The sequence below is a fragment of the Duganella phyllosphaerae genome (assembly GCF_001758785.1).
Lineage (GTDB): Bacteria > Pseudomonadota > Gammaproteobacteria > Burkholderiales > Burkholderiaceae_D > Rugamonas > Rugamonas phyllosphaerae.
Genome location: NZ_LROM01000094.1, coordinates 1 through 18,947 on the forward strand (window position 1 = coordinate 1; position 18,947 = coordinate 18,947).

The 18,947-nt window shown below is 64.9% G+C and carries 16 protein-coding genes; 5 read left to right on the forward strand and 11 right to left on the reverse strand.

Annotated elements, in window-relative coordinates:
* Positions 1–860 (reverse strand): cytochrome c oxidase subunit II (locus DUPY_RS17080; protein ID WP_070249600.1); only part of this gene is annotated, 860 nt, incomplete at its 3' end.
* Positions 857–1,222, reverse strand: coding sequence for a c-type cytochrome (locus DUPY_RS17085; RefSeq protein WP_070249601.1), 366 nt, complete (start codon positions 1,220–1,222; stop codon positions 857–859). The genes DUPY_RS17085 and DUPY_RS17080, both read right to left, overlap by 4 nt.
* 95 nt (positions 1,223–1,317) lie before the next feature.
* Between DUPY_RS17085 and DUPY_RS17090 the strand changes: the two genes are divergently transcribed.
* Positions 1,318–2,211: a c-type cytochrome gene (locus DUPY_RS17090; protein WP_070249602.1), complete on the forward strand. Its 894-nt coding sequence runs from the start codon at positions 1,318–1,320 to the stop codon at positions 2,209–2,211.
* Position 2,212: 1 nt separating this feature from the next.
* Here the strand turns inward: DUPY_RS17090 and urtE are convergent, their stop codons facing one another.
* The 7 genes from urtE to DUPY_RS17125 form a co-directional block, all read right to left on the reverse strand.
* On the reverse strand, positions 2,213–2,911 hold the full coding sequence (gene urtE, locus DUPY_RS17095) for an urea ABC transporter ATP-binding subunit UrtE (protein WP_070249603.1): 699 nt from the start codon (positions 2,909–2,911) through the stop codon (positions 2,213–2,215).
* Positions 2,912–2,922: 11 nt separating this feature from the next.
* Entirely contained in the window at positions 2,923–3,753 is an 831-nt protein-coding gene (gene urtD, locus DUPY_RS17100) for an urea ABC transporter ATP-binding protein UrtD (protein ID WP_070249604.1), read from the reverse strand.
* Positions 3,750–4,832, reverse strand: a complete 1,083-nt coding sequence (gene urtC / locus DUPY_RS17105) for an urea ABC transporter permease subunit UrtC (protein ID WP_070249605.1) — start codon at positions 4,830–4,832, stop codon at positions 3,750–3,752. The genes urtD and urtC overlap by 4 nt, the downstream gene beginning before the upstream one ends.
* A complete protein-coding gene (gene urtB / locus DUPY_RS17110; RefSeq protein WP_071651662.1) occupies positions 4,829–6,448 on the reverse strand; it encodes an urea ABC transporter permease subunit UrtB in 1,620 nt (539 codons plus the stop codon). The genes urtC and urtB overlap by 4 nt, the downstream gene beginning before the upstream one ends.
* Positions 6,449–6,569: 121 nt before the next feature.
* Positions 6,570–7,808: an urea ABC transporter substrate-binding protein gene (gene urtA / locus DUPY_RS17115; RefSeq protein ID WP_070249628.1), complete on the reverse strand. Its 1,239-nt coding sequence runs from the start codon at positions 7,806–7,808 to the stop codon at positions 6,570–6,572.
* Positions 7,809–7,873: 65 nt separating this feature from the next.
* The gene (locus DUPY_RS17120) at positions 7,874–9,022 is read right to left on the reverse strand and encodes a porin (protein WP_070249607.1); all 1,149 of its coding nucleotides are present in this window, start codon (positions 9,020–9,022) and stop codon (positions 7,874–7,876) included.
* A 112-nt stretch (positions 9,023–9,134) separates the two neighbouring features.
* The gene (locus DUPY_RS17125; RefSeq protein WP_070249608.1) at positions 9,135–10,880 is read right to left on the reverse strand and encodes a S41 family peptidase; all 1,746 of its coding nucleotides are present in this window, start codon (positions 10,878–10,880) and stop codon (positions 9,135–9,137) included.
* A 120-nt stretch (positions 10,881–11,000) separates the two neighbouring features.
* On the opposite strand from DUPY_RS17125, the gene DUPY_RS17130 reads away from it, so the two are divergent.
* The 4 genes from DUPY_RS17130 to DUPY_RS17145 all read left to right on the forward strand — a co-directional run bounded on the left by DUPY_RS17130 (position 11,001) and on the right by DUPY_RS17145 (position 16,054).
* Positions 11,001–11,228, forward strand: coding sequence for a hypothetical protein (locus tag DUPY_RS17130; RefSeq protein ID WP_070249609.1), 228 nt, complete (start codon positions 11,001–11,003; stop codon positions 11,226–11,228).
* A 196-nt stretch (positions 11,229–11,424) separates the two neighbouring features.
* Positions 11,425–12,507 (forward strand): DNA topoisomerase IB, encoded by a 1,083-nt coding sequence (locus DUPY_RS17135; RefSeq protein WP_070249610.1) that lies wholly within the window; start codon positions 11,425–11,427, stop codon positions 12,505–12,507.
* 130 nt (positions 12,508–12,637) lie between these two features.
* Positions 12,638–13,069: a hypothetical protein gene (locus DUPY_RS17140; protein WP_070249611.1), complete on the forward strand. Its 432-nt coding sequence runs from the start codon at positions 12,638–12,640 to the stop codon at positions 13,067–13,069.
* Positions 13,070–13,192: 123 nt separating this feature from the next.
* Positions 13,193–16,054: a M16 family metallopeptidase gene (locus DUPY_RS17145; RefSeq protein ID WP_070249612.1), complete on the forward strand. Its 2,862-nt coding sequence runs from the start codon at positions 13,193–13,195 to the stop codon at positions 16,052–16,054.
* Position 16,055: 1 nt separating this feature from the next.
* On the opposite strand, the gene def is transcribed toward DUPY_RS17145, so the two are convergent.
* Together def and ligA are read right to left on the reverse strand one after the other, a co-directional pair.
* The gene (gene def, locus DUPY_RS17150) at positions 16,056–16,592 is read right to left on the reverse strand and encodes a peptide deformylase (RefSeq protein WP_070249613.1); all 537 of its coding nucleotides are present in this window, start codon (positions 16,590–16,592) and stop codon (positions 16,056–16,058) included.
* 10 nt (positions 16,593–16,602) lie between these two features.
* Positions 16,603–18,942: an NAD-dependent DNA ligase LigA gene (gene ligA / locus DUPY_RS17155; RefSeq protein WP_070249614.1), complete on the reverse strand. Its 2,340-nt coding sequence runs from the start codon at positions 18,940–18,942 to the stop codon at positions 16,603–16,605.
* Between the last annotated feature and the right edge of the window lie 5 nt (positions 18,943–18,947).

The window sequence follows — 18,947 nt, forward strand, 5'->3', positions numbered from 1 at the left end:
TTGGCGATCCAGGCGGCCAGGTTGGCGCGGTTGTTGGACTGGGCGCCAGCGCCCAGGTACAGGCGGCTGCCGAAGTGCGTGAGGTCGGGTGCATTGATACCCGCAGCCTGCACCGTGGGCGCGGCAACTGCCGGATCGTCCACGCCGCGCACCGTGTGACAGGCGCTGCACCGTTGTTCGACAAAGGCGCGGCGGCCGCGTTCCACTTCGGCGCTGTTCGATTTCACCGCCGGCCCGGACTGCGCCGCCAGCCACGCCTTGAACTCGGCGGGCGGCTGCGCCACGATGTGCAGCGCCATGCGTGCATGCTGCTCGCCGCAGTATTCGGCGCACTGGGCGCGGTACACGCCGGCGCGGTCGGCCTGCAAGGTCATGCCGTGCACCCGGCCCGGAATCATGTCCACCTTGCCCGCCAGCGCAGGCGCCCAGAAGCTGTGGATCACGTCCGCGCTACTGAGGCCCAGGTACACGGGCTGGCCCACCGGCAGGCGGATCTCGTTGGCCAGCACCACATCGTCACGGCCATCGGGATGGCTGTAGCGGATCTCCCACCACCACATGTGGCCGATCACGGCGATCTTGACCGCGTGCTGCGACGAGGGCTGCGTCAGTTGCACCGAGCGCCAGGTGCCGAACACCAGCAGTGCCGAGAGCAGCACCAGCGGCAGCAGCACGCCGCCACCGAGTAGCCAGACCATCGGGCGCACCTTCTGCCCGCGCCGCAGGCTCAGGGCGCACAGCACCATCACGCCGACGAACAGCACCGTGCCGCCGATGAACAGGATCCAGGCCAGCTGGGTGATGATGGCGGCATCGGGGCCGGCCGGATGCAGCACCGATTGTTGTGCGATATTGGTCATCGCAACTCCGTCAGGTAGGCAGCCATGTGCCGCGCGTCGTCGAGCGAGACGCCCATGGCCGGCATGGTGGTGCCGGGTTTCATGGCGGCCGGATCGACGATCCAGCGCGCCAGTGCTTCAGGGGCATTCGGCACGTGGCCGGCGATATAGCTGCGCCGCCCGTAGCCATCGAGCGAAGGTGCGATCCCGCCGCGCGCAGCCGGCACCTCGGGAATCGCGTGGCACGAACCACAATGATATTGGGCCAGCAGCAGCTTGCCGCGCGCGGGGTCGCCGGTGGCCGGTGCGAGCGGCGCCTTGCCACCGTTGTCGCAGCCGGCCAGCAAAGCGGCGCACAAAAACGGCAGGGAATGAAGAGACATGCGCACGATAGCAATCCGGTGTTAGTCATCGAATAGCTATAATACAAGAAAGATATTGATTTATTAATGGCAACAGAACCATACTGGAACATCCGATGATCAACACCCGCCGTCGACTGGTTATCACCACCGTTGCCGCCACGTTGGCGACAGTTGGCGTGGTGGGCGGCGCCATCGGGTTGACGGTGCTGTATGGCGGTTTCTATCATATCGGCGCCACCAAGTCGCACTTCCCGCAGGTGTACCACGTGCTGGAACGGGGCTTGCTGGAATCGGTGCGCTTTCATGCACGCGACGTGGCAGTGCCGCCAGCGATCGCGCGCGAGGCCGATACGCCGCCCGGCGCACCGTCGGCCACCTATCGGGCATCGAGCCAGGTGGTGCGCGGCGCCGGCCTGTATCGCGACAATTGTGTCACCTGCCATGGCGCGCCCGGCGTAGCGCAGGACGATATCGGCAAGAGCATGCAGCCGGTACCCGGGCCGTTGTCGGATGCGGCACGGCGCTGGCGCCCGAATGAGCTGTACTGGATCACGCGCCACGGCATCAAGATGAGCGGCATGCCGGCCTGGCAGTACCACCTGGCGGAAGAGGACATCTGGGCGGTGGTGGGCTTCCTGGTCGCCCTGCCCTCGATGACGCCCAGGGATTACGCCGACATCACCGCGCAGTCAGGTGCGCAACAGCGCGCGCCACGGCAGTCGTTCGCCCAGGCCGACGTGGGGCGTGGAAAGCTGGCCTTTACCCAGTATGCATGCCATGCCTGCCACATGATCCCCGGCGTGGTCGGTTCCGACACTTCGGTGGGCCCGGCGCTGGCAAACCTCAGGTCGCGCAAGTTCATCGCCGACGACCTGCCCAATAACGCCGCCAACCTGGCGCGCTTCATCCGCGATCCGCAAGCCATCAGTCCCCACAGCGCCATGCCGGCCATGGGCGTGACCGAATCGGATGCGCGCGACATGGCCGCCTACCTGCTCGAGCAGTGAGTTAAACCGCCAGGTGGCGCTTGACCTCGGGGTCGCCCATCTGCGCCTGCACGCCGGCCGCCACCACTTCGCCGCGCGAGAGCACCATGAACTGGTCGGCCAGCTCGTGGGCGAAGTCGAAGTACTGCTCGCACAGCAAAATCGCCATGTCGCCGCGTTCGCGCAGCAGCCGGATAACGTTGCCGATATCCTTGATGATCGACGGCTGGATGCCCTCGGTCGGCTCATCGAGAATGATCAGTTTCGGTTCGGCCAGCAAGGCGCGGGCGATTGCCAGCTGCTGCTGCTGGCCGCCGGACAAATCGCCCCCGCGCCGATGCAGCATCGACTTCAACACCGGGAACAGTTCGTACACCTCGCCCTTGATGGTGCTGGCCTTCTTGCCGCTGTGCGTGGCAAGGCCCATCAGCAGGTTTTCCTCCACCGTCAGCCGGGCGAAAATCTCGCGGCCCTGCGGCACGTAGGCGATGCCGGCCCGCGCCCTCTGGTGCGGCGCCAGGCGCGTGATGTCGCGCCCTTCCAGCTTGACCGAACCGCTGGACGCCGGCAGTACGCCCATCAGGCATTTCAATAGCGTGGTCTTGCCCACGCCATTGCGGCCCAGCAGCGCCATGCACTTGCCCCGCTCGAGTTCCAGCGACACGCCACGCAGCGTGTGGGCGGCGCCGTAGTACTGGTTGATATTTTCCACTTGCAGCATCGTTATTCCCTTCAGCGTCCGAGATAGACTTCGATCACCCGTTCATCGGACTGCACTTGCGCCATCGTGCCCTGCGCCAGTACCGAGCCTTCATGCAGCACCGTCACCACGCCCTGCCGGGCGATCTCGGTGACAAAACCCATATCGTGTTCAACCACCATGATCGAATGCTTGCCGCGCAATTCGTTCAGCAGTTCGGCCGTGCGCGCGGTTTCGGCGTCGGACATGCCGGCCACCGGTTCGTCGAGCAGGATCAGTTGCGGCTCCTGCATCAGGAGCATGCCGATTTCCAGCCACTGCTTCTGGCCGTGGGACAGCAGGCCGGCCAACCGGGTTTCGCTGCCGTTCAGGCGTATCAGGTGCAGGATTTCGTCGATCTTGCCCTTCTGCTCCGACGTCAGGCGCGCAAACAGCGTGGGGCGCACGCGCTTGTCGGCCTTCATCGCCAGCTCGAGATTTTCGAACACCGTGTGGTGCTCGAACACGGTAGGCCGCTGGAATTTGCGGCCGATACCGGCGTGGGCGATTTCGTGCTCCGCCATGCGCGACAGGTCCATGGTCTGGCCGAAGAACGCGGTGCCAGTCGTGGGCCGGGTCTTGCCAGTGATGACGTCCATCATCGTGGTCTTGCCAGCGCCATTGGGGCCGATGATGCAGCGCAGTTCTCCCACCGAGATATCGAGCGACAGTTTATTGAGGGCGCGGAAGCCGTCGAACATCACCGTGATCTCTTCCAGGTACAGGATGGCGCCGTGGCTGGTATCGACGCCGTGGCCGGCCACGCGGCCGTACGACGGACCCTGGGCGCCGATTACGTCCGGCGCGGTGTCAACGATGCTCATGCTTGCTCCTTGCGCCAGCGCGCGGTCAGTCCCGCCAGTCCCTGCGGCAGGTAGATGGTCACCAGGATGAAGATCAGGCCCAGGGCGAACAGCCACAGGTCCGGGAAGGCGCCGGTGAACCAGCTTTTCAGGCCGTTGACGGAGAACGCACCGACGATGGGTCCGAGCAGCGTGCCACGGCCACCGACAGCGGCCCAGATCACCATTTCGATCGAATTGGCCGGCGACATTTCGGACGGATTGATGATGCCCACCTGCGGCACGTACAGCGCACCGGCGATCCCGCACAGCACTGCCGACAAGGTCCAGACGAACAGCTTGAACCACAGCGGGTTGTAACCGATGAACATCAGGCGCGACTCCGCATCGCGCACGCCCTGCAGTACCCGGCCCAGGCGCGACTTGACGATGGCGCGGCACAGCAGCAAGGCGCCCAGCAGCGCGGCCAGCGTGACCAGGTACAGCACCGCCTTGGTGCCGGGCGCGCTGATGGAATAGCCGAGGATGCGCTTGAAGTCGGTGAAACCGTTGTTGCCGCCAAAGCCGGTGTTATTACGGAAGAACAGCAGCATGAACGCATACGTCATGGCCTGCGTGATGATGGAAAAATACACGCCCTTGATGCGCGAGCGGAAGGCGAAGTAGCCGAACACGAAGGCCAGCACGCCCGGCACCAGCACCACCAGCGCCAGGCAGTACCAGAAGCTGTCGGTACCGGCCCAGAACCACGGGTAGGTTTTCCAGTCGAGGAAGACCATGAAGTCCGGCAGGTCGCTGGCGTAACTGCCTTCGCGGCCGATGGCGCGCATCAAGTACATGCCGTGGGCGTAGGCGCCCAGCGCGAAGAACACGCCGTGGCCCAGCGACAGGATGCCGGCGTAACCCCACACCATGTCCAGCGCCAGTGCGGCCAGCGCGTAGCACATGAATTTGCCGATCAGGCTCACCATGTAGCTCGGCACATGCAGCGGGTGGCCGTCGGCAAAGAAGAGATTCAACAGCGGCAGCGCCGCCAGCACCACGCAGCACACGACGATGCCGACCCAGGCCTGCCTGGAAAAAAGAGATGGGGATGTCATTCTACGCTCCTGCCTTTCAGGGCAAACAGGCCTTGAGGGCGCTTCTGGATAAAGACGATGATGAAGACCAGGATGCCGATCTTGGCCAGCACGGCGCCGGCAAACGGTTCGAGGAACTTGTTCGCTTCACCGAGGCCGAAGGCTGCGATGATGGTGCCGGCCAGCTGGCCCACGCCGCCCAGCACCACCACCATGAACGAATCGACGATGTACGCCTGCCCCAGGTCGGGACCGACGTTGCCAAGCTGCGACAGCGCCACGCCACCGAGACCGGCGATGCCGGAGCCGAGGCCGAAGGTCATCATGTCGATCCTGGCGGTGGACACGCCCACGCAGCCGGCCATGCGACGGTTCTGCATCACGGCACGCACGAACAGGCCGAGCCGGGTTTTATTGAGGATCAGCCAGACACCGGCCACCACCACCAGAGAGAAGCCGATGATGACGATGCGGTTGTACGCGAGCACCAGGTTGCCCAGCACGGTCACGCCGCCGGTCATCCAGGCGGGGTTGGCCACTTCGACGTTTTGCGCCCCGAAGATGGTGCGCACGGCCTGCATCAGGATCAGGCTGATGCCCCAGGTGGCCAGCAGGGTTTCCAGCGGCCGGCCGTACAGCCAGCGGATCACGGTGCGTTCCATCGCCACGCCCACGGCCGCCGTCACCAGGAAAGCGGCCGGCAGCGCGGCGAACAGATAGGCGTCCACCGCCGATGGGAAGTAGTGGCGAAACGCCATCTGGCACAGGTAGGTGGTGTAGGCGCCGATCATCAGCAGCTCGCCGTGCGCCATGTTGATGATGCCCATCAGGCCGAAGGTAATCGCCAGGCCCAGGGCGGCGAGCAGCAGCACGCTGCCGAGCGATATGCCGTAGAAGACATTGCCGAGGAATTCGGTGCGGGCCAGGCGGCTGTCGATCGCCGCCAGGGTTTTGGCGGCGGCAACGCGCACGGCTTCGTCGGGTTCCACCGGAGTACCGTCGTCGTTCTTGCCCTGCATCGCCTCCAGGGCCGGGCGCAGGCTGGCGTTGCTGCTGCCGGCCAGCGCTTCCACCGCAGCCTTGCGGCGCGCGGCGTCGGGCGACTGCAGGTTGGCGGTGGCGGCGACCAGTTGCAGCTGCTCGCGGATGGCGGAATCCTGTTCGGCGGCCAGCGCCTTGTCGATCAGCGGGGCCTGGGCGTAGGTCACGCTTTTTAGCAGCTCGCCCACGGCGGCGGCGCGTTCGGCGCGGTCTTTCGAAAACAGCTTGAGCGCGGACAGCGCCTCTTCCACCGCGCCGCGCAGGCGGTTGTTGAGCATCACGCCGTCCAGGCCCTCGGGCATGGGGCCGGTCTTGTCGGTGGCGGGGTCGTAGGCCTGGTCATCGGTGACGATCAGCAGGCGGCCGTCCGCAGTCTTGTAGAGTGCGTCGTTGTTCAATGCGGTGAGCAGGCGGGTGGCGTCGTCGTTGGCGAGCGCGCCGATCTTGGCGAGGGCGTCGAGCTTGGGGTCGAAGTCGTCGCCGGCCAGGGGGGCCAGCAGCGCGGGGGCAATGGCTGCCTGTACCGCGCCGCACAACAGCAGACAGGCGATGAATAGGAGTTTTTTCACTTGGTGCTTCCTGGTGGGGGAAATCATGCTCGGCATGGATCCCCGCGTGCGCGGGGATGACGGAGCGCGCAGCCATGATGCTGCGTGCTCCGTTGGTTTGGGCAGAGCCGCAGCAGTTGACATTGCCCACTCCGCCAGTTACAGCGCCTTACAGTTTTTGCTTGGCCTCGTTACCCTTGATGTAAGGGCTCCACGGTTGCGCGCGTACCGGGCCCGGGGTTTTCCACACCACGTTGAACTGGCCGTCACCGCGAATCTCGCCGATGAACACCGGCTTGTGCAGGTGGTGGTTGGTCGCATCCATGGTCAGGGTCATGCCCGACGGCGCTTTGAAGGTCTGGCCGGCCATCGCCGCGATCACCTTGTCGGTGTCGGTCGATTTGGCTTTTTCTACCGCCTGGGCCCACATGTGGATGCCGACGTACGTCGCTTCCATCGGGTCGTTGGTGACCACGGTTTTCGCGTTCGGCAGCTTCTTGGCCACAGCGTACGCTTTCCATTTCTTGATAAAGTCGGCGTTGACCGGGTTCTTGATCGACTCGAAATAGTTCCAGGCCGCCAGGTGGCCGACCAGCGGCTTGGTATCGACGCCGCGCAGTTCTTCCTCGCCCACCGAGAACGCCACTACCGGCACGTCGGTGGCCTTGATGCCGGCGTTGCCCAGCTCTTTGTAGAACGGCACGTTGGAGTCGCCGTTGATGGTGGAGATGACCGCCGTCTTGCCGCCGGCCGAGAACTTCTTGATGTTGGCGACGATGGTCTGGTAGTCGGAGTGGCCGAACGGGGTGTACACCTCGTCGATGTCGCTGTCCTTCACGCCCTTCGACTTAAGATAGGCGCGCAGGATTTTATTGGTCGTGCGCGGGTACACGTAGTCGGTGCCCAGCAGGACGAAGCGCTTGGCGCTGCCGCCCTCCTTGCTCATCAGGTAGGCCACGGCGGGAATCGCCTGCTGGTTCGGCGCCGCGCCGGTGTAGAACACGTTCTTTTCCAGTTCTTCGCCCTCGTACTGCACCGGGTAGAACAGCAGGCTATTGAGTTCCTTGAATACCGGCAGCACCGACTTGCGCGAGACCGACGTCCAGCAGCCGAAGACGGCAGCCACCTTGTCCTGGGCGATCAGGCCGCGCGCCTTTTCGGCGAACAACGGCCAGTTCGAGGCCGGATCGACGACGACCGCTTCGAGCTTCTTGCCCATCACGCCGCCGTTGGCGTTGATCTCGTCGATGGTCATCAGGGCCACGTCCTTGAGCGACGTTTCCGAGATGGCCATGGTGCCGGACAGCGAGTGCAGGATGCCGATCTTGATGGTGTCCGCGGCCTGGGCCAGTCCTGGCAACAGGCTGCCGGCGGCCACCAGCGAGGTGGCGGCGGCGATGCGGGTCATGGCGCCGATGAAAGTGCGGCGGGTGCGAAGGTGGTTTTGCATGGTCGGGCTCCGAAAATGAGGGATTAGTATTGGAGTTGAAGGGTGACGGCAAACTTGTCGGCGTCGCCGGCACGGGTAATTTTGGTCTTGGAGTACACCGCGCTCACCTGGGCGTTGTAGCCGTCGATGATGTAGTTCACGCCCGCGTCGACCTGTTTGGTGTCGATGTTGGTGTCGGCGTTGAATTTCTGAAAGCGGGCGAACGGCTGCAGCTTGCCCCAGCCGGCTTTCTGCTCGAAGATGTACGAGGCGCCGGCCGAATAGGCCGTGCCCTGCTCGGAGAGCACGATGTTGTCGGTATCGTAGTCGTAGTAGGCGGCTTCGATAGCGACCGCGCCCGAACCCTTGAAGCGCTTCTCCATCAGGAAGTCGATGTTGTACGAGCTGTACTTGCCGCTGCGCGCCACGGTCAGGATGCCGTCCTTCTGGTAGCGGCCCGCCACGCCGATCGACAGGATGTCGGCATTGCCCAGGTAGTTGCCGGTGCCGTAGTAGCCTGGCTCCGCGTCCCAGAAGTCGTACTGCACGCGGCCCGCGTACATCAGGGCGTCGTCGGCCTTGACGCCGGCAGCGTTGGCCTGCGACTGGGTCAGCGTGCCGATGCCCAGCGTGTGGCCCTCGAAGGCGCCGAACGAGTAACCGAGCTTGCCATCGGCGACATTGCCCCAGACGACCACGCCGTCGTCGCGGCCACGGAAGATGCCGCCGTTGTAACCGTAGCGAGAAGCCACGCCGGCCCAGTAACCGCCGCCCAGCGAGTAGTACGGACCGGCCATGTTGGCGCGGTCGGACGGCGACAGCAGACGGCCGGCCCAGATATTCAGTTCGGGAGAAATGGCGAACTGGCCGGCGGCATCGAGCACGCGGATCTTGTCGCCGTCCCACTCGGTGTTGAACATGCCCTTGATGTTCTTGTTGAGGGTGGCGCCGAAGTACAGGCGGCCGCTGTCGAGATTGAAATCGCTGGAGCGCTTGCCGCCGCCAGGCGCGCCGTCGTCAAGCGAGGTGTAGCTCTCGCGCAGGCCGAAGCCCACGGAGACCGACTTTTCGTCGTCGATCTTGATGGTGGCGCCGGCGTGGGCCTGGCCCACGGCGCAAGCGCCGGCCACCAGGGTGGCCACTGCCCACAAGCTGCTACCGCTGCTGCGGCTATTCTTCGCTACACGACCCATTCGATTCCCCTTGTTTTGGCTAGTCTTGAACTGCTTGCTCGTTCATCAAAGGGTTTGCGCCTTTGACATGTTGCAAGATTAGCCAGCGGGGTCAGGTCGGGGAATACGTCAATTAACGTAGTGGTGGTGACGCAACCTCGCCGCCGCGCGCCGATGGGTGGCGCAGTACGGCGGCAGCGCGTTCGAGCGCCAGGTCGCGCCCCGCGCGCAGGTCTGCCACGGTTTGCGGCGCCTCCAGGTCGGGAGCGATGCCTTTACCGACAAAGGTGGAGCCGTCGGGATACACGTCGCGCTTGACGCAGATCCGTGCCCAGCCGCCGCCGGGCAGGGAGAGCGAGAGCGGCTGACCGGTGCTGCCGCCGGTGGTTTCGCCCACGACGATGCCGCGCTTCATGATCCTGAACATGGCAGTGAAGTCTTCGGCGGCGGACAGCGTGTCCACGCCGGTGAGCACGGCCACGCGACCGTCGAACACCTGTTGTTGCGGCTGCCGGGATTCGTAGCTGCGGCGGCTCCAGTCGATCATGGGGTTGCCCTGCGCGCGCTCGATGACGTTGTCGTTGCGGGTCATGCTGTCCATGAACTTGATCGGTGAGCGGGTCAGATGCGAAAGCACCTGCACGGCGTACGCGCCATTGCCGCCGCCATTGCGGCGCACATCGATGATCAGCCCCTGCGCGGCCAGAATTTGTGGCAGCGCCGCCTCGAACGCTTTCATGTCGCCATCGTCTGCAAACTGGTCGAGCGCGATGTAGGCGATGCCGCCGTCGAGCATTTTGAAACCGCCGCCGGGCGGCACGCTGCCGAAGCCTGAGCGGGCCACCGTTTCGGTGCGCTCGGCGCCATCGGGCGCACGCAGCCCGATCACGACCGGCCGCCCAGCGTCGCCGGCGAACAACTGGTAGTTGAACGTGCGCGCGTCGCGGTAGCGCTGCGTGTTGCCGCCTATCGTGGGCGCGATGCGCTCGCGCCCGTACTGGCGCACCGGCACGCCGTCGATGGACACGACTTCGTCGCCACGGTGGATGCGCGCCGCCACGCGGGCGTCGCCCACGTGCAGCACGATGACCTTGTCCTCGATCAGCGCCGTATTCAACGGCGCCGGCGCGTACAGCACCGACGCCAGTTGCTCCGGCGCGCGGATGTCGGTATGGGCGTCCTGCAGCAGCGGCGCCAGCGTGAGCATCACGCGGTAGTAATCCTCGGTGGTGGGCGCGGCGATCACCTTGGCCAGGTAGTCCATATAGACTTGGTCCCATTGCAGTTGCGGCACATGGTCGAAATAGACGAAATTGCGCCGGGCCTCGGCCCAGAACAGCGACAGGCCCGCCACTTTTTCTGCCGTGGTGAGCACCGGCTCCCAGGGTGTGGCAATGGCCGGCGTATTGTAGATTTGTCCGGGCAGCTTCATGGTCGCCTGCAGCGCCTTGAAACGCGGCTCGTCATGCAGTGCGTTGAAGTCCTCGTGCGCCAGCGCGCGTTCGATGGCTGGCGCCCACGCCAGGTTGGCCAGCCGAGCCAGCACCGCCAGCGCTTGCTGCTGTTGACCGAGCTTCGCGTACGCCATCGCCTGCGAGAGCTCGAGATTGAGCTGTTCGTAGATCAGCGACCGGTTGCCGTCGGCACGTTCCCTGACCGCCGCCCCGGCCACGTAATCGAGCGCCTGCTGGTACAGCGCCACCGCACGCCGTACGTCGTCCGGCGGCGCTTCGGGCCCGGCCAGCTGTTGCGCCTGCCGGCGCAACCCTTTGGCAAACTCGACACTGGCGTCGGCGCTGGCTGTCGCCGGCGGGGTGGCGGCAGCATGGCCGAGCGAGGTAGCAACGGCAAGTGCGATGGCAATCAGGGGTCGGTACATGAGGAGGGTCCGGTGGCAAGGTGGCGGATGTTGCCATAAATACATACTTGTCGCAACCATGGCATTGGCGATGGCGGCCCTGGCGTGGCAAAATACCGCCTTCACTTTGAAGGAACCGCCATGACCATATTTGCCGCCTCCGTGTTTGACGCCACCGTGATCTACGAGGGCAATGAACTGTTCAAGGGCCAGGGCGCCGCGCGCGGCTGGGCCGAGAAGCTGGCCAAGGAACTCGAGTGCCCGATCGACGTGGTCAAGATCGGCACCGGCTGGGCGCTGGTGGGCACCGTGGACGGCGAGCCGCGCAAGTGGGGCATCATGGGCCAACGTTTAAAAAGCCTCGAGTAGCGTCAAACGAAGCCTCCAGCGCTTCGTTGCAGCTCCTCGCCGTACTATTCGTACTGTCTTCGTCGCTGCGCCTTGCGCTGAAAGCTTTGTCTGGCGCTACATACTCTGGGTGGGGTCGGTGCGTTCGCGCACAACACGCCGCCAGCGCCGGGAGTAGCATCGTTCCGATACTGCTAAACGACGCCAGAGGACAGCAATGAAGCGCGACGAACTACCTGAAGTACCGGGCGGCGTGGCCGATGCGCCGGCCGCCGCCAAATCGGCCGGCCTGCGCTACGTGCACGACGACCAGCCCGGCATCACCCGCAAGCAGCGCGGCAAAACTTTTTATTACGTCGATGCGGACGGCGCCACCGTCAAGGACGAAGACACGCTGGCGCGCATCAAGTCGCTCGTGATTCCTCCGGCCTACCAGGACGTCTGGATCTGCAAGCACGCCAACGGCCACCTGCAAGCCACGGGCCGCGACGCGCGCGGGCGCAAGCAGTATCGCTACCATCCCAAGTGGCGCGCCGTGCGCGACGAGTCGAAGTACGAACGCATGCTCAGCTTCGGCAAGGCCCTGCCGAAAATCCGCCGCGCCGTCGACGAGTCGCTCAAGCTGCCGGGTCTGCCGCGCGAGAAAGTCCTGGCCACCATCGTCTATTTGCTCGAAGCGACCATGATGCGGATCGGCAACGAGGAGTATGCGCGCGAGAACAAGTCGTTCGGCCTCACCACCCTGCGCGAACGCCACGTGCGGCTCGACGGCACCAAAGTGGAGTTCCGCTTCCGCGGCAAGAGCGGCGTCAATCACTCGGTGCAGGTGCAGGACCGGCGCCTGGCCAACATCATCCGCCGCACGCTCGACCTGCCAGGCCAGGACCTGTTCCAGTACGTCGATGACGATGGCAACCCGCACACGGTCGGCTCGGCCGATGTGAACGAATACCTGCAATCGATCGCCGGCGAAGACTACACCGCCAAGGATTTTCGCACCTGGTCGGGGACGGTGCTGGCGGCGGTGGCGTTGCTCGAATACGAAAAGTTCGATTCCGAGGTGCAGGCCAAGAAGAACGTGGTAGCCGCGATCGAAGCGGTGGCAAAAAAGCTCGGCAACACGCCAACCATTTGCCGCAAGTGCTATGTGCACCCGGCCGTCATCGAGACCTACCTCAGTGGTGCCATGAAGACCGCGCTGCGCAAGCGCGCGCAGCAGCAGTTGCAGGACGACGTGCACGCGCTGCGGCCAGAAGAAGCTGCCGTGCTGGCGCTGTTGCAGCGGCGCTTGCAGTCGTAGCGCATGATTGCATGGGGCTGTGCGCGGATCGGGCGATGCGCGTTCGGGCGGCCCACGTTCGGGCGGCCCACGTTCGGGCGGCCCGCGTTCGGGTTAGAATCGGCTTTTCGATCGCCGCGCGCTGCCGACCATGCCCCCAGCCCTGCCCTTCCCGATCCGCAAGGAATGCCCGCCCGGCGCATGTGAATGCCGCCAGGGCGAGCTGCTGGACGCTTGGGAGCGTGACCCGGCCACCGATATCCGCATCCTGCGCCTGACGCGCGAAGAGGAAAAAGCGCTGGTCGCGCGCATCGAAGCCATCGACAGCTACGAGGCGCTGAACCGTCTCGAGCAGCGCCTGTACGACCTGCTGGGCATCCGGCTCACCATCACACCCAGCGCCAACGGCGTGCGCACCGTTCGGGGCCTGAACATCAAGCTGGCCGAGCAGCAAGGCCTGTGCCGCCGCACCCGCGAGATATTGCCGGCGGCAGTGCGGCGCTGCCTCGCCGAACATCCCGAGATTGTTTATGCGCTGCTGAATGCCCGCGACCTGCTCGCGGATATCCCGGATCAGCCTTAGCTTACCTGGTTTTAAGGTGGGAAAGTGTGCTCTGGTCTTTCTCTCAAGCAGTTGATCGGCTGCGCATTGCCGAAAGGATATTTCTCGCTTACAGTCTGAGAGACCCCACTCACAGGAATTCGCATGACCAAACATTTGCGCTTGTCCGCCCTGCTCGCCGGCCTGCTGCTGGCCATGACGGCGCTGGCAGTTGCGGCGCCGGTCCTCACCGACCGGCTGCCGCTCGACCCCAGCGTCAAGATCGGCAAGCTCGATAATGGTCTGACTTACTACATCCAGAAAAACGCCAAGCCGGCCCAGCGCGTGGAACTGCGGCTGGTGGTCAACGCCGGCTCGGTGCAGGAAGACGATGACCAGCGCGGCATGGCTCACCTGCTCGAGCACATGGCCTTCAACGGCAGCACCCATTTTAAAAAGCACGAGCTGATCGCCTACCTGCGCTCGATCGGCGTGCGCTTCGGGGCCGACCTGAACGCTACCACCGGCTTCGACATGACCATGTACATGTTGCCGATTCCGACCGACAAGCCGGAAAACCTCGAGCAAGGCATGACGGTGCTGGAAGATTGGGCCCATGGCCTGACCCTCACCGACCAGGATATCGACGACGAGCGCCAGATCGTGCTCGAAGAAAAGCGCCTGCGCAGCGGCTACGCCCGGCGCAGCCTGGCCGCCGTGCTGCCGAAACTGGCCAACAGTTCGCGCTACCAGGACCGGCTGCCGATCGGTACCGAGGACTCGATCCTGCACGCCAGGGCAGATGCCGTGCGCCGCTTCTACGCCGACTGGTATCGCCCCGACCTGATGGCGGTGATCATGGTCGGCGATCTCGACCCGGCCGAGGCCGAGCAGATGGTCAAGCGCCATTTCAGCGGTTTGACCATGCCGGACAAGCCGCGTCCGCATGTGGCTTACCCGGTGCCGCCGCTCGGTGCGCCGGAGGCGCTGGTCTTCCTCGACCAGGAAGCGCCCGCCAATAACGTCCAGCTGATCTACTCCACCTATACCCGCACACCGGGCCAAACGGTCGGCGACTTGCGCGACGCCCTGGTGCGGCGCCTGTTCAGCCAGCTGATGGCGATGCGCCTGGGCCGCCTGACGCAGACGGCCAGGCCGGCGTTTGTCGGCGGCGTTTCCGGCGAGACCGCGTTGCCGTTCGGCGTGAACCACTACAGTTACTCGGCCAGCGCCATGGTGGGCAAGGCAGGCGTGCATGCCTCGATCGACACGCTGGTGCGGGAAAACGCCAGAGTGCGGCAGTTCGGCTTTTCTGCGGACAACCTCGATGCGGCCAAGCGCACCATGCTGGGCAGTTATGACTCCGCGGTGAAGACGCGCACAACCCGCAATTCGGCCGCCATCCCGGGTGAATTGATACGCCACTTCCGCACCGGCGGTCCGCTGCCCGGGGTAGAAAAGGAGGCGGAATATGCGCACGAACTGCTGCCCACCATTACCATCGAGGAAATCAACGCCTACGCCCAAAGCGTCATCCCGGCCACGGCGCCCAAGCTGGTGCTGTACACCGCGAACACCAACAGTGTGACCGACGGCCAGCCGGCTCCCACCAGCGCCGACCTGCTGGCGCGTGCCGATGCGGCCAGCAAGCTGCCGGTCGTAAGGCTGGTGGAGAAGGCGCTGCCGACCGACCTGATGAGCAGCAAACCCGCGCCGGGCAGCATTACCGCCCAGTTCGATGACAAGGCCACCGGCGTGACCACCCTGACGCTGTCGAATGGCGTGAAGGTCCTGCTCAAACCCACCGACTTCAGCAAGAACATGGTGCAGATGCTGGCAGTGCGCCCCGGTGGCCGCACGGCCTACAACGACGCCGACAAGCCTGCCGTGCGCTTTGCCAGCGACGTCCAGAAAGCGATGGGGGTTGCCGCGTACAGCCCGTCCGACCTGCAGACCGTACTGGCCGGCAAAGGCCTGGCGTACAGCGCGACCATGGGCTTGTACGCCGACCAGTTGAGCGGTGGCAGCCGCAGCGGCGACCTCGAAGCGGTGCTGCAAATGAATTATCTGACCATTACCCAACCGCGCCGCGACGAAAAGCTGTTCCGGTCCTACGTTGTGCGCGGCGCCGAAGCCGTGCGTAACCGCTCGGCCGCGCCGGAAGCGCGCTTTGCCGAGGCGCGGGCCAGGACCGTGTACGGCAACCATCCGCTGCTGGAACTGCCGCCGACACCGGAAGACTTCGAGAAGATCGACCTCGACCGCAGTTTCGACCTGCTGCGCGCGCGCCAGTCCAGCGTCAAGGGCATGACCTTCATCTTCGTCGGCGACTTCGAGATCGAGGCGATCAAGCCGCTGCTGGCGACGTACGTGGCGACGCTGCCGGTGGGCGACGTGCCGCTCACGTACCGCGACCCCGGCATCCGCCAGGTGCCGGGCGTGGTACGGCGCGAGGTGAAAGCCGGCCTGGAACAGAAGAGCACCGTGATCGTCGATTTCGGCGGCGACACCACGTATTCCTACGCCGACTCCTGGTCACTCGGCCTGCTGAACGAAGTGCTCAATATCCGCATCAACGACGAGCTGCGCGAACAGCAAAAGCTGATCTACTCGGGCGGCTCGAGCGTGCGGTACGACAAGATCCCGCGCGGCCAGTATGGCGCCACCATCGTGTTGCCGACCACCCCGGACAAGGTGCCCAAGGTGGAAGCGGCGTTGTGGGGCGAGATCGAGAAACTGCAGGCAGACGGCCCGCAAGCCGGCGACCTGGACAAGGTCAAACAGGCCAGGCTGCAGACCTACCGCCGCGCGCTGCGTGAAAACGGCTACTGGATGAATTACCTGCGTTTGAACGTGCTGGAAGGGCTGGACCCGCACGAGATCCTCAACATCGACCAGCGCATCAACGCGGTGACTGCCGACGATATCAAGGCAGCGGCGCGGCGCTACCTTGATCGCAAGAATTACGTGGAGATGGTGTTGATGCCGGAGGATGGGGCCGTGGCGGCAGTGGCCAAGCCCCAGTAATTCAATCGTCGTCGTTGGGATCGAGTTCCGGGAACATCACCGACGTGAAGCCGAATTTGGAAAAATCAGTGATACGCGCCGGGTACAGTATGCCCAGCAAATGATCGACCTCGTGCTGCACCACGCGCGCATGAAAACCGTCCACCTCGCGCCGGATCGGCTGGCGGCGCTGGTCCACGCCTTCGTAGCGCAGGCGCGTGTAGCGCGGCACGCTGCCGCGCAGGCCCGGCACCGACAGGCAGCCTTCGAAGCCCTCTTCCATCTGGTCGGACAAAGGCGTGAGCACGGGATTGATCAATACCGTTTCCGGCACCTGCGGCGCGTCCGGGTAGCGCAGGTTCTGCTTGAAGCCGAAGATCACCAGTTGCAGGTTGACGCCGATCTGCGGCGCGGCCAGGCCGGCGCCATTGGCATCATGCATGGTGTCGAACATGTCGGCGATCAGCTCGCGCATGGCCGGCGTGTCGAACTCGGTGACCGGTTCGGCCACGCGCAGCAGGCGCGGATCGCCCATCTTCAAAATTTCACGAACTGCCATCACGCTTCCTTTATTTTGCCGCCAGCAGCGCCAGCAGGCCTGCTTCGTCGAGGATGGTCACTTCCAGCTCCTGGGCCTTGGCCAGCTTGCTGCCGGCATCCGCTCCGGCGACCAGGTAGTGGGTTTTTTTCGAGACCGAACCGGAGACCTTGCCGCCTTCGGCTTCGATCAACTCTGCCGCCTGGTCGCGGCCCATGGTGGGCAAGGTACCGGTCAGGACGAAGGTCTTGCCGGTCAAATGGCCCTCGCTGGCCACCGTGGCCGGCAATTGCGCCAGCAAGTCCTCGCGCAATGCGGCCAGCGCTTTCACTTGCTGGCGGTTGGCGGCAACGTCCATCCAGGCTTGCAGCGCGTCGGACACCGTGGCCGGCAGGCCGAACACGTTGTAGATGGTCAGGTGCGCCAGCACGTCGAGCGAGACTTCCTGTTCGACCAGCTGCTTGCTGCGCGGTTCCGTCAACTTGGGGATGCCCAGCGCGGCCATCAGCTTGACCGGCTCGAGCTTTTCGCGCAGCTTGGCGCTCGGTGCGTGTTCGCCCTTGGGCGCAACGCCCGCAGCGAGCAGCGCATCGATCGCTTCCTGGTTCTTGGGTTCGGCAAAGAACTCGGCAATCGAAATGGCGACGATGCCGCCGATATCGGGCAGCACGCGCAGCAGCGCGGCCGGCACCCGGCGTACCAGCTCGAAGCGGCCGAGCCACTCGGCCAGGGTCTTGGCGGTTGACTCGCCCACGTGGCGGATACCGAGCGCGAACAGCAGCCGCTCCAGCGGCGGGTTCTTGCTCGCTTCGATCGCTTCGAGCAGGTTCTCGGCCCACTTGGTGGCGACCTTGCCGTTGGCCACTGTCTCCGGAGTAGTGCCGTCGCGTTCATCGGCCAGGCGCTTCATTTCCAGCAGGTCGTCGAGCGTGAGCGCGTACAGGTCGGCCACGCGCTGGACCTTGCCGTGTTCGACCAGGTTGTCGATGTAGCGGTCGCCGAGGCCTTCGATGTCCATCATGCGGCGGCCGGCGAAGTGGCGGATCGCTTCCTTGCGCTGCGCCGCGCAAGTGAGGCCGCCAGAGCAGCGGGCAATCGCCTCGCCCTCTTCGCGCACCACGTGCGAGCCGCAGACCGGGCAGGTCTTGGGCAGTACGTACATGGGAGGCTCGGGTTGCGGGCGGCGCTCCAGCACCACCGACAGCACCTCCGGAATCACGTCGCCGGCGCGGCGCACGATCACGGTGTCGCCCACCCGCACGTCCTTGCGGCGCACTTCGTCTTCGTTGTGCAGGGTGGCGTTGGTGACGTTGACGCCGCCGACGAACACCGAGGCCAGGCGCGCCACCGGCGTGATGGCGCCGGTGCGGCCGACCTGCACTTCGATGGCCTGCACGGTGGTCAGCGCTTCTTCGGCCGGGAATTTATGGGCCAGCGCAAAGCGCGGCGCGCGCGAGACGAAACCGAGCGTCCGCTGGTCTTCCAGGCGGTTGGCCTTGTACACCACGCCGTCGATTTCGTAGGGCATGGTCGGACGGGCAGCGCCGATAGTCTTGTAATACTCCATCAAGCCGTCGTAACCGCGCACCACGGCCGCTTCCTTGGCCACCGGCAGGCCCATGGTCTGGTACCACTCGAGCAGCGCGCTGTGCGAGGCCGGCATGTCGGCGCCTTCCAGCAAACCGACGCCGTAGGCGAAGAAGCGCAGCTTGCGCTGGCGCGTGATGCGCGAGTCGAGCTGGCGTAGGCTGCCTGCCGCCGCGTTGCGCGGGTTGACGAATTCCTTCTGGCCGGCCTCGCGCTGGCGCGTGTTCAGGGCGGCGAAATCGCCCTTGAACATCAGCACTTCGCCACGCACGTCCAGCACGGCCGGCGGCTTGTCGGTACCCAGGCGCAGCGGGATCACGGTGATGGTGCGAATGTTGGCGGTGACGTCTTCGCCGGTGTAGCCGTCGCCACGCGTGGCAGCCTGCACCAGCAGGCCATTCTCGTAGCGCAGGTTGATGGCCAGACCGTCGTACTTGACTTCAGCTGCGTATTCCACTTCGGCCGACGTATCGAGGCCGTCGCGCACGCGGCGATCGAAGTTCTCGATGTCCTCGTCGGTGAAACCGTTATTCAGCGACAGCATCGGCACCGAGTGCGTCACCTGGTCAAACTGCGGCAGCGGCGCCGCGCCCACGCGCCGGGTGGGCGAATCGGGCTGCACCAATTCAGGGTGATCCTGCTCGAGCTGCTGCAGCTCGAGGAACAGCTTGTCGTACTCCGCGTCCGGGATGGTGGGCGCGTCCTGCACGTGGTAGGCGTGCAGGTGGCGGTTGAGCTCCGCGCTCAGTGCGGCGATGCGTGCTTGGTAATCCACTTCAGTCATTGCAG

Coding starts and splice junctions, on each gene's coding strand:
- DUPY_RS17085 (WP_070249601.1), bottom strand. CDS start 1,222: ATGTCTCTTCATTCCCTGCCGTTTTTGTGCGCCGCTTTGCTGGCCGGC.
- DUPY_RS17090 (WP_070249602.1), top strand. CDS start 1,318: ATGATCAACACCCGCCGTCGACTGGTTATCACCACCGTTGCCGCCACG.
- urtE (WP_070249603.1), bottom strand. CDS start 2,911: ATGCTGCAAGTGGAAAATATCAACCAGTACTACGGCGCCGCCCACACG.
- urtD (WP_070249604.1), bottom strand. CDS start 3,753: ATGAGCATCGTTGACACCGCGCCGGACGTAATCGGCGCCCAGGGTCCG.
- urtC (WP_070249605.1), bottom strand. CDS start 4,832: ATGACATCCCCATCTCTTTTTTCCAGGCAGGCCTGGGTCGGCATCGTC.
- urtB (WP_071651662.1), bottom strand. CDS start 6,448: ATGATTTCCCCCACCAGGAAGCACCAAGTGAAAAAACTCCTATTCATC.
- urtA (WP_070249628.1), bottom strand. CDS start 7,808: ATGACCCGCATCGCCGCCGCCACCTCGCTGGTGGCCGCCGGCAGCCTG.
- DUPY_RS17120 (WP_070249607.1), bottom strand. CDS start 9,022: ATGGGTCGTGTAGCGAAGAATAGCCGCAGCAGCGGTAGCAGCTTGTGG.
- DUPY_RS17125 (WP_070249608.1), bottom strand. CDS start 10,880: ATGTACCGACCCCTGATTGCCATCGCACTTGCCGTTGCTACCTCGCTC.
- DUPY_RS17130 (WP_070249609.1), top strand. CDS start 11,001: ATGACCATATTTGCCGCCTCCGTGTTTGACGCCACCGTGATCTACGAG.
- DUPY_RS17135 (WP_070249610.1), top strand. CDS start 11,425: ATGAAGCGCGACGAACTACCTGAAGTACCGGGCGGCGTGGCCGATGCG.
- DUPY_RS17140 (WP_070249611.1), top strand. CDS start 12,638: ATGCCCCCAGCCCTGCCCTTCCCGATCCGCAAGGAATGCCCGCCCGGC.
- DUPY_RS17145 (WP_070249612.1), top strand. CDS start 13,193: ATGACCAAACATTTGCGCTTGTCCGCCCTGCTCGCCGGCCTGCTGCTG.
- def (WP_070249613.1), bottom strand. CDS start 16,592: ATGGCAGTTCGTGAAATTTTGAAGATGGGCGATCCGCGCCTGCTGCGC.
- ligA (WP_070249614.1), bottom strand. CDS start 18,942: ATGACTGAAGTGGATTACCAAGCACGCATCGCCGCACTGAGCGCGGAG.